Annotated in this window: 9 protein-coding genes; 2 read left to right on the forward strand and 7 right to left on the reverse strand. The window is 66.2% G+C overall.

Features of this window, described 5'->3' with window-relative positions; all coding sequences use genetic code 11:
* Positions 1-631: 631 nt before the first annotated feature.
* Complete coding sequence (locus BKE09_RS01000; protein WP_075674598.1) at positions 632-3,709, forward strand: TonB-dependent receptor; 3,078 nt, start codon at positions 632-634, stop codon at positions 3,707-3,709.
* Between the two features lie 239 nt (positions 3,710-3,948).
* Positions 3,949-4,143 (forward strand): heavy-metal-associated domain-containing protein, encoded by a 195-nt coding sequence (locus BKE09_RS01005; protein ID WP_075674599.1) that lies wholly within the window; start codon positions 3,949-3,951, stop codon positions 4,141-4,143.
* 78 nt (positions 4,144-4,221) lie between these two features.
* Here BKE09_RS01005 and cueR read toward each other — a convergent pair whose 3' ends face one another.
* From cueR to BKE09_RS01040, 7 genes are all read right to left on the reverse strand, one after another.
* Positions 4,222-4,677 carry a Cu(I)-responsive transcriptional regulator gene (gene cueR / locus BKE09_RS01010; protein ID WP_014037019.1) on the reverse strand — a complete coding sequence of 152 codons (456 nt, stop codon included), beginning with the start codon at positions 4,675-4,677 and terminating at the stop codon, positions 4,222-4,224.
* Between the two features lie 11 nt (positions 4,678-4,688).
* Positions 4,689-7,190 (reverse strand): heavy metal translocating P-type ATPase, encoded by a 2,502-nt coding sequence (locus tag BKE09_RS01015; RefSeq protein ID WP_075674600.1) that lies wholly within the window; start codon positions 7,188-7,190, stop codon positions 4,689-4,691.
* 151 nt (positions 7,191-7,341) lie between these two features.
* Positions 7,342-10,299 (reverse strand): TonB-dependent receptor, encoded by a 2,958-nt coding sequence (locus BKE09_RS01020; protein WP_075674601.1) that lies wholly within the window; start codon positions 10,297-10,299, stop codon positions 7,342-7,344.
* A 403-nt stretch (positions 10,300-10,702) separates the two neighbouring features.
* Positions 10,703-11,434, reverse strand: coding sequence for a copper homeostasis protein CutC (locus BKE09_RS01025; RefSeq protein ID WP_075674602.1), 732 nt, complete (start codon positions 11,432-11,434; stop codon positions 10,703-10,705).
* Positions 11,431-12,429, reverse strand: a complete 999-nt coding sequence (locus tag BKE09_RS01030; RefSeq protein ID WP_075674603.1) for a N(4)-(beta-N-acetylglucosaminyl)-L-asparaginase — start codon at positions 12,427-12,429, stop codon at positions 11,431-11,433. The genes BKE09_RS01025 and BKE09_RS01030 overlap by 4 nt, the downstream gene beginning before the upstream one ends.
* A gap of 51 nt (positions 12,430-12,480) precedes the next feature.
* Positions 12,481-13,503, reverse strand: coding sequence for a glucokinase (locus BKE09_RS01035; RefSeq protein ID WP_075674604.1), 1,023 nt, complete (start codon positions 13,501-13,503; stop codon positions 12,481-12,483).
* Positions 13,504-13,587: 84 nt separating this feature from the next.
* Positions 13,588-13,872, reverse strand: coding sequence for a hypothetical protein (locus tag BKE09_RS01040; protein WP_005409434.1), 285 nt, complete (start codon positions 13,870-13,872; stop codon positions 13,588-13,590).
* Positions 13,873-13,903: the final 31 nt, after the last annotated feature.

Here is a 13,903-nt window from a genome sequence, read left to right on the forward strand (position 1 = left end):
TAACGAAATCAATCGGGGTCAGATCCGTTTTCCAACGGAAAACGGATCTGACCCCACGACCTCATGTCGTTCCAGGATCAATCCAACCGTCACCGGGAAACTGTCAAAGGTGGGGCGGTGTGGGCTGGCAGGACCGTTGGCGCCATGGATGGCGCCATCGAGCCCCCATGGAAGGGTTTACGGCGTGTCCTGCCAGCCCACACCGCCCCGCCAAACCAGCAGAAATCCAGAGCCGCTTTGGCTTTGGCTTTGGCTTTGGCTTTGGCTCTTGCCGGCCAGCGGCCGGCACTACCGCAGGTGCAGGGCGCAGCCCTGCCGACCCACCCTCCCCTGCGCACGAAAACGATTTCACTGATTTCAGCAAACCGTCATCCCTTCGCCACGCCAGTACCATATTGCGGAGCAGCATGCGCCCACGGGCGACCCATGCTAAAAATCGCCCGCCCATCGCTTAGATCGATCCAAGACGACGCTGCGATGGCCGGGAGTTGGGGGAGCAGCAACAGGACGTACCAGGCCACGTGCGCGGTGCTACTGCCACTGCATGGCGACAGCGACAAAGTCACTTCAAATTAGATCGATTCAAGTTGTCCGTGCCACGTCACCGGATCAATCCAGGAGAGAGGGAGAGATGGGAATGAAGCATTCAACACGTACGCACGGCCAGGACGCATTGTCACTGGCCATCGCGCTGGCCCTGGTCGCCGCCGTCATTCCGGCAGGCGCCGCCGCGCAGCAGGCCACCTCGACCGGCTCGCAGGAGGCCACCAACCTGGACAGCGTCCAGGTCACCGGCTACCGCTACGCCATCGAGAAGAGCCTGTCACAGAAGCGCGATGCCAACGCGGTGGTCGAAGTGATCACCGCCGAGGACGTCGGCAAATTCCCCGACAAGAACGTCGCCGACGCGCTGCAGCGCGTGCCCGGCGTGGTCATCACCCGCAGCGGTGGCGAAGGCAAGAGTGTCAGCGTGCGCGGCCTTGCGCCGGACCTGACCCTGACCCAGTTGAATGGCAACTACGTGGCCACGTCGGAAACCAACGACGAAGCCACCCGTTCGTTCAACTACACCCTGCTGCCGTCGAACATGCTGTCCAGCGCCGAGCTGTTCAAGTCGCCGGAAGCACGCATCGACGAAGGCGGTATCGGCGGCACGGTCATCCTGCACACCCGCCGTCCGCTGGACATGGAGGCCAATTCGGGCTTCGTCACGCTCGAGGGCACCTCCTCCGATACCCATCACGATATCGACCCGCAGGCGTCGGCGCTGTATTCGTGGCACAGCAAGGATGAGCGTTTCGGCGTACTGGTCGGCGTGACCCAGCAGAAGCGCACCACCCGCACCATGGAAGCCAGCACCGAGGACTACCAGTGGTACGGCGCCGGCAAGGCCCGCGATGCCTATGGCAACGTCCAGGCGCAGGATGGCATCCACTACTGGTGGGGCAAGTCCGGTTTCAACAACCAGACCGGCGGCAACTACAGCGATTTCTTCATGCCGACCTCGGTCAACTTCGCGGTCAAGGAAGAAAAGCGCGAGCGCAAGGGCGGCCAGCTGACCTTCCAGTTCAAGCCGGTCGACAACGTCACGATGACGGCCAACTACTTCCGCTTCGAGCTGCAGGGTGACTACACCCAGAACATGCTGAAGATTCCGGAATGGAGCATGGCGCGCTTCAACGGCGACGGAAACTGGGCGGGCGGCCGCCTGCTCAATGGCCTGGATTTCGACCCCAGCGGCAACACCGTCACCGGCGCCCAGTTCGAAAAGCTGGCTGGAAAGACCTACTACTGCAGCGAAGACCAGGCCAAGGCTGCCGGCCTCCAGCCCGGCGGCTGGGGCCCGGACGACTGCACCGTTCCGACGCCGCAGCTGACCGGTGGCTACAGCAAGGAAAAGGCGCTGTCGCAGACCGCTGACCTGACCATCGACTGGGACATCAGCCCGCTGTGGAAGGCCTCGTTCACCGGCGGCCGCACCTGGTCCGAAGGTGGTCCGTCGATGAACTTCCGGATGTCGGCCAAGCCGCGCCGCAAGGTCGGCAACGATTACCTGCCGGGCAATCTCTACAGCGCCTGGGACCTGACCGGCACGCCCTCGGCCACCTTCTCGCCCGACCTGCAGCAGCAGCTGATGAACGGCATCGCCGAAGTCGACACCGGCTCGACCGATTCGTCGTGGAAGCGCACCGAAGTCAAGCAGAACTACTTCCAGGCTGACGTCACCAAGCTGTTCGAATCGGGCTGGCTGGACTCGATCCAGTTCGGCGCCAAGTACCGCGATGGCAAGGTCCACCGCAATACCGGCAATACCTACTGGGTGTGCCCGGGCCGCGACCCGGCCGACTATGACAACAGCCGCTACCAGAGTGGCTGCGATCCGACTGCGGGCGACGCGCAGCCGGGCTTCTTCCTGTCCAATCCGATCAGCAACATCGCGGGCGGCTTCAACGCCAACGTGTTCCCGGGCATCAACTACCCGGCCTACATCGATTACCTGAACAAGACCTACGGCGGTTCGCACAACCGTACCGAGGAAGACTTCGTCTACAACGTCAACGAGAAGATCTACTCGGGCTACTTCCAGGCCAACTTCCGCACCGAGCGGGTGCGCGGCAACGTCGGCGTGCGCGTGGTGCGCACCAAGCAGTTCGCGCAGTCCTCCGACTCGATCGAGAAGTTCAACGACTACTTCCTGGACAACGCGTCCGGCGCGCCGATGGCGTGCACCGACCCCGCCGCTGCGGCCTACCCGACCTACAGCTGCGAGAGCGGCTTCGTGCGCCTGCCGCACGACCTGGCGCAGAGCAAGACGTACGACCTGATCGGCGTGAACCGTACCTACACCGACGTGCTGCCGAGCTTCAACATCGCCTGGGACATCACCGATACGCTGGTGCTGCGTGGTGCCGCATCGAAGGTGATCGCCCGCCCCGGTTACACCGACATCGCAGCGCCGGGCGCACTGAGCTACTACAGCGAAGAGTATGTCAATGATCGCCGCGTTGCCGGTGGCGCATCGACGGCAGGCTGGGTCGGCCAGGGCAGCAACAAGCAGCTGGAACCGTTCAAGGCCACCCAGTTCGACCTGGGCCTGGAATGGTACTTCCAGCCGGGCGCGGTCGCCGGTGTCAGCCTGTTCCGCAAGAACGTGGACAACTTCACCCTGCCGGTGGTGCGCGACACGCCGATGGTCATCGGTGGTGAAGCCGTGAACGTGCAGCGCTACGAAACCCAGGCCAACGGCCGCGATGGCGTGTCGCAGGGCGTCGAGCTGTATGGCCAGTACACCTTCGGTTTCGGCTTCGGTGTGCAGGCCAACTACACCTACAACGACACCAACCTGGCTTCCATTGTTCTGGACGGCCAGGAGATCGGCTCCTCGCCGCTGGTCGGCAGCGCCAAGAACCAGGCCAATGTCACGGTGTTCTACGAGAACGACAAGTTCCTCGCGCGCGCCTCGTTCAACCGTCGCGGCCAGGTGGTCGGTGGGCTCAACAATGGCCTCACCGTCTACACCGAGCCGTATGACCAGCTGGACCTGAACGTGGCCTACAACCTGACCCCGGACTGGACGCTGACCGCCTCGGTGATCAACGCCACCAAGTCCGAGCAGCGCGTGCACCTGGGCAATGACACCAAGGCTCGTCTCGTTTCCAACACCTACGCAGGCCGCCAGCTGTACTTCGGCGCGACCTGGAAGTTCTAAGCCCGTACCGGGTTGCCCGGGCCCGCCCCCGGCGCAACCCACGCCCCGCCCCGGCGGGGACGTTCCTCCACGGCAGCCGCGCTGGTACAGGTGGCTGCCGTTTTCATTGGTGCGTGTTCATTGATGCGCGCTCATTGGTGCATGTTCATTGGTGCGTTGTCATTCAGTCCAGCGCTTGACCCTGCCATCGTTGGAAGGTGCACACTGGTCCCATCCCAAGAGCATCGAAGGAGCTACAGATGGAATTCCATGTCGACGGCATGACCTGCGGCGGCTGCGCACGCAGCGTGACCCGCGCGATCCAGCAGATCGATCCGAACGCCAGCGTGGTGGCCGATCCGCCGACCGGCCTGGTCAAGGTGCAGACCACCGCCTCGCAGGAACAGGTGCTCGCCGCGGTGAACGATGCCGGTTTCCCGCCGCGCACGGGCTGATTCCCTGCCCTGCGTCCACAACCAAGCCCTCCCCGTGCGCTGTCACATGGCGGGCTTTTCAGTGCGTGCGATATCGATTCAATGCTTCTGCGCGCGCCGCCGCACCGCGCCGGTCTTCGCGGCAACGACCGGCACCGGAGCCTCATCGTCTTCGCCCAACCGCTCCAGGATCGGGCATTCCGGGCGCTCATCGCCCGCGCAGCAGCTGATCAGTGACTTCAACGTGTCGGCCATCTGCCGCATCTGTTCGATGCGCTGTTCCAGATCGGCGATGTGCTGTTCGGCCAGGTGCTTGACGTCGGCGCTGTGGCGCGAGGTGTCGTTCCACAGGCCCAGCAGATCGGTGATCTCGGCGACCTGGAAGCCGAGATCGCGCGCGCGACGGATGAAGCGCAGGCGGTGGATGTCCGCCTGCGAGTACGCCCGGTAGCCCGACTCGGTGCGATCGGCCGCGGGAATCAGGCCGATCTGTTCGTAGTAGCGGATCATCTTCGCCGACACGCTGGAGGCCTTGGCGGCTTCACCGATGTTCATGCGGTTCTCCTTCAATGGGTCGCGGCGGGGGCTTCCGCCATCGGCGGCTGGAAGCGGCGCAGGCGCAGCGCGTTGCCCAGCACGAACACGCTGGACAGCGCCATCGCACCGGCAGCGAATACCGGCGACAGCAGCACGCCCCAGGCCGGGTACAGCACGCCGGCCGCTACCGGAATCAACGCGGTGTTGTAGGCGAAGGCCCAGAACAGGTTCTGCCGGATGTTGCCCAGCGTTGCCTTCGACAGCGCGATGGCATTCGGCACGCCCTGCAGGTTGCCCGACATCAGCACCACATCGGCCGACTCCACCGCGATATCGGTGCCGGTACCAATGGCCAGGCCGACATCGGCCTCGGCCAGCGCCGGCGCATCGTTGATGCCATCGCCGACGAAGGCAACGTGGCCATGCGTGGCCTTCAGCCGGCGCACCGCTTCGACCTTGCCTTCCGGCAGCACCTCGGCCACGACTTCATCGATGCCGAGCTGGCGTGCGATCGCCTGCGCGGTGCCGGCATTGTCACCGGTGATCATCGCCACCTTCAGGCCCAGCTGATGCAGTGCGGCGATCGCCGCCGGCGTGCTCGGCTTGATCGGATCGGACACCGCGATGATCGCGGCCAGGCGTCCATCGATGGCCGCGTACATCGGCGATTTGCCCTGCGTGCCAAGTTCCGCCGCCAATGCTGCGAATGCAGTGATGTCCACGCCCAGATCGCGCATGAAGCGATCGGCACCGACCTCCACGCGTGCACCCTCGACACCGGCGCGCACGCCCATGCCGGTGACCGATTCGAAGTCGACCATGGCCGGCAACGCGATGCCCTGCCCGGTCGCCGCATCAACAATCGCGCGGGCGATGGGATGCTCCGAGCGCGACTCCACCGCGGCAACTGCCGCCAGCACCGCGTTGCGATCGAAGCCGGCAGCAATCTCCAGATCGGTCAGGCGCGGGCGCCCTTCGGTCAGCGTGCCGGTCTTGTCCACCGCCACCACCTGCGCGTCCTTCAACAACTGGAGCGCCTCGCCCTTGCGGAACAGCACACCCATCTCCGCGCCGCGACCGGTACCGACCATGATCGACGTCGGCGTGGCCAGGCCCATCGCGCATGGGCAGGCAATGATCAGCACCGCCACCGCATTGACCAGCGCAAAGCTCAGCGCCGGCGAAGGCCCGAAGATCAACCAGACGGCGAAGTTCGCCAATGCAGCAAGCATCACCGCCGGCACGAACCACAGGGTGACCTTGTCGACCACCGCCTGGATCGGCAGTTTCGAGCCCTGCGCCTGTTCGACCATGCGGATGATCTGCGCCAGCATGGTCTGCGCCCCCACCGCCGTCGCGCGCACCGTCAACGCGCCCTTCTGGTTGACCGTCCCGCCGACCACGCTGCTGCCCGGCTGCTTCTCCACCGGAATCGGCTCGCCGCTGATCATCGACTCATCGATGTAGCTGCGGCCTTCGACCACCTCGCCATCGACCGGCACGCGCTCGCCCGGGCGCACTTCCACCACGTCGCCGCTCAGCACGTCATTGACCGGAACATCAATGCTGCGGCCGTCACGGACCACGTGGGCAACCTTGGCCTGCAGGTTGACCAGGCGCTTGATCGCCTCGGAGGTGCGGCCCTTGGCCCGGGCTTCAAGGAAGCGGCCGAGCAGGATCAGCGCGACGATCACCGCCGCTGCTTCGTAGTAGACGTTCACCGTGCCCGCCGGCAACAGCCTCGGCAGGAAGGTCGCCACCACCGAGTAGCCAAATGCTGCAGCGGTACCCACTGCCACCAGCGAGTTCATGTCCGGTGCCAGCCGCAGCAGCGCCGGGAACCCCTTCTGGTAGAAACGGCGGCCGGGAATGGCCAGCACCAGCGCGGTCAGCACGAACTGCAGGTACCAGCTGGCCTGCATGCCGAGGGTGGACATCACCCATTCGTGCATGCCGGGAATCAGGTGCGAGCCCATCTCCAGCACGAACACCGGCAGTGCCAGCGCGGTAGCCACGATCAGGTCGCGCTTCAGCTCGGCGCGCTCGGCATCCTTTTTTTCCGCGGCCTCGTCATCGGACTGCACACCCGCCTCGATCACGCGCGCGTCATAGCCGACCTTGTCGATGGCGGCGACCAGCGCTGCAGCATCGGCCACGCCACGCACCGTGGCGCGCTCAGTGGCCAGGTTGACGCTGGCCTGGCTGACGCCTGGCACGGCCAACAGTGCACGTTCGACGCGGCCGACGCAGGAGGCGCAGGTCATGCCTTCCACCGCCAGCTCGATGGTGGCGGCGGGTACGTCGTAGCCCACCCGCTCCACCGCCTGGATCAGCGCGGCGCGATCGACCGGACCCGACGCACGGATGTCCGCCCGTTCGGTGGCCAGGTTGACCGAAACACTGCCCACGCCCTCGACCTTGGACAACGCCGCCTCGACACGGCCGACGCAGCTGGCGCAGGTCATGCCCTCGATGGGCAGGCTGATGGCGGAGGGAGTGGCGGGGATTGCAGCGGCGCGGGGCGTGTTCATGATCGGATTCCCGGGGATTCCTTCTGGATGCGGACAGGCTAAACCTTGCCATCGTGGGAAGGTCAAATCCAGCCTGTCCGCATTTCCTGAATGGGAACCCGGGTGCCCATGTCCACGCATGGCGTGGATCTACTGACGATGGGCAGTCTCGTTAGAAGGTGAACACGTACTCCAACGCGAACTCGCGGCCAACCGCGCCGAGCAGGCGGGTCGGGGCGAAGTCGTAGTCCAGCTTGTACGGGTCCTTGTGGTTCCAGCTGGCCGAATTGAACACGTTGTTGACGTAGACATTGACCTTGGCGTGCTCGGTCACCTGGTAGCCCACGTTGAAGTTCCAGGTGATGAACGGCCCGACGCGGCCGAAGTAACGCGAGGTCTGCTGGCCGGCGTTGGGGTTCGGGTTCACCGAACCATCCGGCAGCCGTGCCGGCTCCAGGCAATTCAGTGATGGGCTGTCACTGGGCACGTAGCCATCGGCGAACGGCAGGCAGCCACCGGGGTTGTCCAGGCGGTCGGTACCCCAGTGGTAGCGCACGCCCGGCACCGAACCAATGCGGTCGGCATAGACGTTGGCATTCCAGTTGCCGCGTTGCCAGGCCAGGCTTGCGCGCAGCTTGCTGCGCAGGTCGCGGTCGCGTCGTTCCGGGTTCGGGTCGGCGGCGTAGCGCTGTTCCTTGGTCGAGATCTGGTTGGTGTAGTTCACCCCCAGCTGGAAGCTGCCCCACTGCGCGGTCTCCAGCCGGTAGCGTGCGGTCAGGTCGATACCGCGCACTTCGCGGCTGGCCAGGTTGAACGGGCCGCGCTCGATCGACACCAGTCGACCGTTGCTGTCACGGTTCACGCGGGCCAGGATGCCGGCGCAGTACTCGCCGCCAGCCGGATTGGCCCACGGCGTGCCGTCCATGTTCTTGCCGGTCAGGCAGCCCGCTTCGCTGGCCAGCACCTCGTCGGCGCCGACGTCGACGATCATGTCTTCCAGCTTGATCGCCCAGTAGTCCGCGCTGACCGACAGGTTCGGCATCACGTCCCAGACGAAACCCACCGTCCACGAATCGCCGGTCTCCGAACGCAGCAACGGCGTGCCACGCCGGTTCACGTCGAACGTGTACCAGACATCGGTGTTGCCCACGCCACAGTTGTTGACCAGGTAGGCACCACTCTGGATGCAGCGCAGGCGGTCATAGGTCTGTACTTCCGAACTGCTCGGCTGGCCCAGCAGGTAGTGCATGTCCGGTGCATGGAAGCTGGTGGCATAGGAGCCACGCACCAGCAGCGACTCCACCGGGCGCCATTCCAGGCCGACGTTCCAGGTGGTTTCCTTCTGGCTGCCGATGTCCAGCGCTTCGCTGCTGTCGTCGGCCTTGTAATTGCCATAGCGGTCATAGCGCGCGGCCGCGGTGGCGATCACGCTCTCCAGCAGCGGGATCTTGAACTCGACGCCGGCCGAATAGCGGGTGCGCTCGCCGCCGCCACGATCGACGTTCTGCAGATCGAAGTCGATGCCGGCGCGCGGGTCGGGGCTGAGGTGATAGCCCTGCTGCGCGATCTCGGCCACGGCGGCGAACGAGATCGGGCCGGCCCAGCCCTGGAACAGCTCGCCGGTGACATCCGCCGACGCCTGGTTGACCCACGACGCCGCGCGGTTCTTCGCGACGGTGCCCATCTGCCAGTACTGGTCCGGCGTCAGCGGGTTCCACCAGCGCGATTCGTTCAACGCGTAGATCGCCTCGCCGTCGGCGGTCGTACCCAGGCGCGGACCGAGGAAGTAGTCGTACGACTTCTGCTTGTCGACCACGTTCTGCCGCTCTTCCACGCGGTAGTAGGAGCGCCCCACCGTGGCGCTCCAGTCAAAGCGGTCGGCCAGGCGCCCGCGTAGGCCGGCGCTCCAGTCCCAGGACAGTTCACGGTTGGTGTTGCGCAGCGTATCCAGGCCACCCACCTCGTTCGGGGTGAACTGGCGCACGCCCAGGATCGGCCGGTTGCGGTTGGCATCCCAGTAGTAGCCGTTGTCATCGTCGATCAGCGACACGCTGGGCGGATTGGTGCCCCAGATCGCTTCGGAGCGGTACACCGCCAGGTTGGTCCAGGCCTGCAGGTCGTTGCTGAAATCGAAGGTGGCATACAGGTTGCCGGATACGTTCTCGGCACCGCCGGTGAGCAGCCAGTTGGTGTAGTCGGCGCTCATGCCACACAGGCGGCCGGTGTTGGTGATGGTGTTGGCGGCGTAGTTGTAGACCAGTCGATCGGCGGTGTAGTACTCGCCGTTGAACTTCTCGCAGGTGCCGGCGGGCGGCGCCAGGCGCTGGCCGGTGGTCGGATCGATCAGTGCCAGGCCCGCGGTGGGACGGAAGCAGACCTTGCGCTGCTCCATGTTCCACGACGCGTACGGTGCATCATCGGCGTCGTCCATCTGCGGGCGGTCGCGACCGAACAACGGATCGCGCTTGGTGTACTGCAGCGCGTAGGTCACGCTCCAGTTGTCACCAGTCTTGCCGCCGGCCCAGGACAGGTCCCAGGTATCGCGCCCACCCTCGGTGGAGGTACCGCCACGCACGCGTACTTCATCACCGTCGTAGTTGGTTTTCAGGATGACGTTGACCACGCCAGCAATCGCATCGGAGCCATAGATGGCCGAGGCGCCACCGGTCAGCACCTCGATGCGCTCCACCGCCGCGGCCGGAATGTTGCCGTAGTTGGAGAAGTTGGTTTCGCCGCCATACGGCAGCGGGTAATCAGCCACACGACGGCCGTTGACCAGCAGCAGCGAACGGTTCGGGCCCATCCCGCGCAGGTTCAGGCCGCTGGCATTGGGCGTGTGCGAGCCCCACTGCGAGGCAGCTTCAACGGTGCCGGTGGCTTCGGTGAGGGTCTTCAGCGCGTCGTACACGCTGACAAAGCCTTCCTTCTGGATCTGCGCGGCGGTGATCACGTTGACCGGCGCCGGGCCTTCGACGCTGGCGCGCTTGATGCGCGAGCCGGTGACGGTGACCGCGTCGAGATCCTTGGTGGACGAACTGGTGGCTTCCTGCGCACTGGCCGCCAGCGGCAACAGGGCCAGGACCAGGGCCTGGGACAGCAGGTGACGACGCTTGCGGACGATCTGAGCCATGGGTGGTTGCTCTTCGAAAGTGTGGACGCACGGACGGGTGGTGGCGCGGCACTACGGCTGATCCGGGCACCTGGATCGGTTCAAGACCGTCCCAGCGCCCTCCCCTGTGGATCGATCCAAACTAAAGCACAGCTGAACCACGCCCGGCATGCGGCGGCGCAGCAACACCCGGCGGAATGCCGTTAACGGCCTTCGCCAGCCATGACAATCAAAGAGTTGCGTGATATCGCTGAGAGAACAGCGCACGAAGTGGTGACACGATTGCGACAAACGCGCGCGGAACGGTTTTGTCCGTGGCGGGCCGGCGTGCAGGGTCGGATCCCCTCGCAGAGGGGCTCTGACCCGGCTGCATCCAGATGGGGTCAGAGCCCTTCTGCGAAGGGATCCGACCCCGGGCTTGTGATCAGGCGTCCAGCGCCTGCCGCAGCGCGGCCACAGTGGCGGTGGCGGTCTGGCTCCAGTCCGGGTCCAACCCTCGCAAAGCCGGGTTCTGGAACTGCATGGCCGAGCGCCGCAGGCCCTTGGCCGACGCGTGCAGTTCGGTACAGCCGGTCTGCCGTGCGACGGTTGCGATGTTGCCCGGGGCCAGTCCGGCGCCCGCCATCACCGCGATACGCCCCGCCGCCTGGCTGACCAGGCCTGCCAGCACATCGGCACCGGCCTCGGCGCTGACCTGGCCACCCGAGGTCAGCACGCGCTGGCAACCCAGCCCGATCACCTGCTCCAGCGCCGCCGGCAGATCGCGGGCAGCGTCGAAGGCGCGATGGAAGGTCACCTGCAGCGGCCCGGCAGCCTGCACCAGTTCACGGCACAACGGCACGTCGATGCCGCCCTGCACATCCAGCGCACCGATCACCACGCCATCGCAGCCCAGCGCGCGGCACTGCGCGATGTCGCGCAGCATCAGTTCGGCTTCCAGCGCGTCGTAGTGGAAGTCGCCCGGGCGTGGCCGCACCAGCACGAACAGCGGAATCGACAGGCGTTCGCGGGCCATCGCGATGCTGGCGAAGGACGGCGTGGTGCCACCCTCGGCCAGGTTGTCGAACAGCTCGATGCGATCGGCGCCGCCAGCCTGTGCGGCCAGCGCCGAGGCCAGCGAGTTGCTGGCGATCTCCAGGGTCAGCCGCGTGCTCACGCCTGGGTGCTCGTGTAGATCGACGGCGAATCACGCAGGTCATCCTGGCGCTGCGCATCGCACACGGCGTAGACGAAGCCGCGATGCAGCGCGTAGGCGCCCACCTCGCCCTGCTTGTTCATGGCCAGGAAGCACACCTGCAGTGTCTTGCTCGCTTCGGGGCGCGTGCGCACCACGCGATCGATCGCTTCGCGGCAGGCCTGCGCCGGCGAGCGCCCCTGGCGCATCAGCTCGACCACCAGGAACGAGGCGGCGTTGCGGATCATCTCCTCGCCCACGCCCGAGGCAGTGGCCGCGCCGACGTCGTTGTCGACGTACAGGCCGGCACCGATGATCGGACTGTCGCCAACGCGACCGTGCAGTTTCCACGCCATGCCGCTGGTGGTGCAGGCACCGGCCAGATGGCCCTTGGCATCCAGTGCCAGCATGCCGATGGTGTCGTGGTTGTCGCTGTTGCCGGGAATACCGCGGCGCTCGGCGTTGATCTGCGGCTGGTACTTCTCGGTCTTCAGCCACTCGCGCCAGGCCGCTTCGGCCTGCGGCGTCAGCAGGTGCTTGCGCTCGAAGCCCTGCTGCACGGCGAACTGCTGCGCACCCTCGCCCACCAGCAGCACGTGCGGGCTGTTCTCCATCACTTTGCGGGCCACCGACACCGGATGCAGGATGTCGACCAGCGCGGCCACTGCACCACAACGGCCATCGCCGTCCATGATGCTCGCGTCCAGGCTCAGCACGCCGTCGCGATCCGGGTTGCCGCAATGGCCGACGGTGGGGTTGCACAGCTCGCTCTCGGCCCAGCGTGCACCCGCCTCCACCGCATCCAGCGCGCTGCCACCCTGTGCCAGCACCTTCCATGCGGCCTGGTTGGCCGGTACGCCGAAGTCCCAGGTGGAGACCACCCTGGCCCCACCCTGCGTGCGCGCCTGCACGCCCGGTAATGCCGCCATGCCTGCGGCCAGTGCACCGGCCTGCAGGAACTGCCTGCGATCCACCATCTTCCCCTCCCAGTCTGCAATGCACGGCCGGCCCGATGCCGGTCGAGCCGATCAGTCGTGCGTGGGCTGCCGTGCGGCGTGCCAGACCGCTGCACCGAGCACGCCCAGCTGGCCATGCTCGACGCGCCACACCGGCACCTGGCGCAGCACCTCGGTCAGCACGCCCTTGTTGAGGAAGCGCTCACGGAAGCGGCCATCGGCCAGGAAATCCTGCACATGCGCGGAAATGCCCCCGGCCAGGTACACCGAGCGAGCGCCGACGGCGATCGCTGCGTCGCCGGCCAGACTGCCCAGCCAGGCACAGAACACCTGCAGCGTTTCCACCGCCAGCGCGTCTTCGCCGCTACGTGCGGCACCGATCAGCGCCTCGGTGCTGGTCCACACCGGGGTGGCAGCGCGCAGCTCGCAGAGGCACGGGTACAGGTTCATCAGGCCACTACCGGACAGCACGCGCTCGTTGTCCACGTGCGCCCAGCGCTGCAGCAGCTTGCCCAGCACCTGCAGTTCCAGCGCGTTGCCGGCGCCGAGCGCGGCATGGCCGATCTCGCTGGCCAACACCGGACGCTCGCCATCGGCGAAGCGCAGCGCTGCGCCCAGGCCGGTACCGGCGCCCAACACCAGTGCCGGGAACGCCTGCGCCGGATCGGCGTCGCCGTTCAGTGGCACCAGGGTTTCCGGCTGCAGGTACGGGATGGCCAGCGCCACCGCTTCGAAATCGTTGATCAGCTGCAGCTCGTGCAGCCCGGACTGCGCGCGGGTGGCCGACAGCGAAACCGTCCACGGCAGGTTCGAGTTGATCAGCACATCGCCATCGAGCAGACCGGCGATGGCGACCACCGCGGTCTGCACCGGTTGGCCGAGGCCGGCGGTGAAATCGGCCAGGATCGCGGCCAGGCTGGGGTGCTCTGCGCAGGCATAGGTGCGATGGCTGCCCAGCAGCGGCGCCTGGCCGGGTTGGGTTTCTGCCAACGCGAGGCGGGCAAAGGTGCCGCCGACATCGGCGACGACCAGACGGCGCGGAAGACCGCCGCGGGCGGAGTCGGAGGAAACCGGGGACGCTGCTGCGATGGTCACGCTGGCCTGCTTGGATCGATTGAATCGCCCCGATTCTCAGGCATCGGGGCGGCTTTGCCTAGCGCGCCGATGGTTCAGGTTGGCCTACATGCCTTCCTGTTCGGCCACCTGCACCCCATCCACCAGCACGCGCAGGCGCTGCGGGCGGAAGCCGGCGAACAGCAGCGGCCGGGTGCGCTCGACCAGCACTTCGTGGCCGGCGATGTGGCGCAACCACGACTGTACCAGCGAGAACGAGAAGTGGGTGCCCGGATGCAACGGGTGCTGCACCCAGACCTTCTCGGTGGCGCTCTGCAGCAGCATCGCACCGGTGAACCAGTGGCGGCTGAGGGTCACCGGCGTGGTGCCGGCCATGAAGCGGATATCCATGCGGGGTCCTTTCGCTGGAGCGCTGGTGCGC

It is taken from the genome of Stenotrophomonas sp. TD3, assembly GCF_001939825.1.
In the GTDB taxonomy this organism is placed as follows: Bacteria; Pseudomonadota; Gammaproteobacteria; order Xanthomonadales; family Xanthomonadaceae; genus Stenotrophomonas.

What these genes read in the sequence shown, in the direction of transcription:
- BKE09_RS01000 (WP_075674598.1), top strand. Translation starts at nt 632, where the DNA reads ATGGGAATGAAGCATTCAACACGTACGCACGGCCAGGACGCATTGTCA.
- BKE09_RS01005 (WP_075674599.1), top strand. Translation starts at nt 3,949, where the DNA reads ATGGAATTCCATGTCGACGGCATGACCTGCGGCGGCTGCGCACGCAGC.
- cueR (WP_014037019.1), bottom strand. Translation starts at nt 4,677, where the DNA reads ATGAACATCGGTGAAGCCGCCAAGGCCTCCAGCGTGTCGGCGAAGATG.
- BKE09_RS01015 (WP_075674600.1), bottom strand. Translation starts at nt 7,190, where the DNA reads ATGAACACGCCCCGCGCCGCTGCAATCCCCGCCACTCCCTCCGCCATC.
- BKE09_RS01020 (WP_075674601.1), bottom strand. Translation starts at nt 10,299, where the DNA reads ATGGCTCAGATCGTCCGCAAGCGTCGTCACCTGCTGTCCCAGGCCCTG.
- BKE09_RS01030 (WP_075674603.1), bottom strand. Translation starts at nt 12,429, where the DNA reads ATGGTGGATCGCAGGCAGTTCCTGCAGGCCGGTGCACTGGCCGCAGGC.
- BKE09_RS01040 (WP_005409434.1), bottom strand. Translation starts at nt 13,872, where the DNA reads ATGGATATCCGCTTCATGGCCGGCACCACGCCGGTGACCCTCAGCCGC.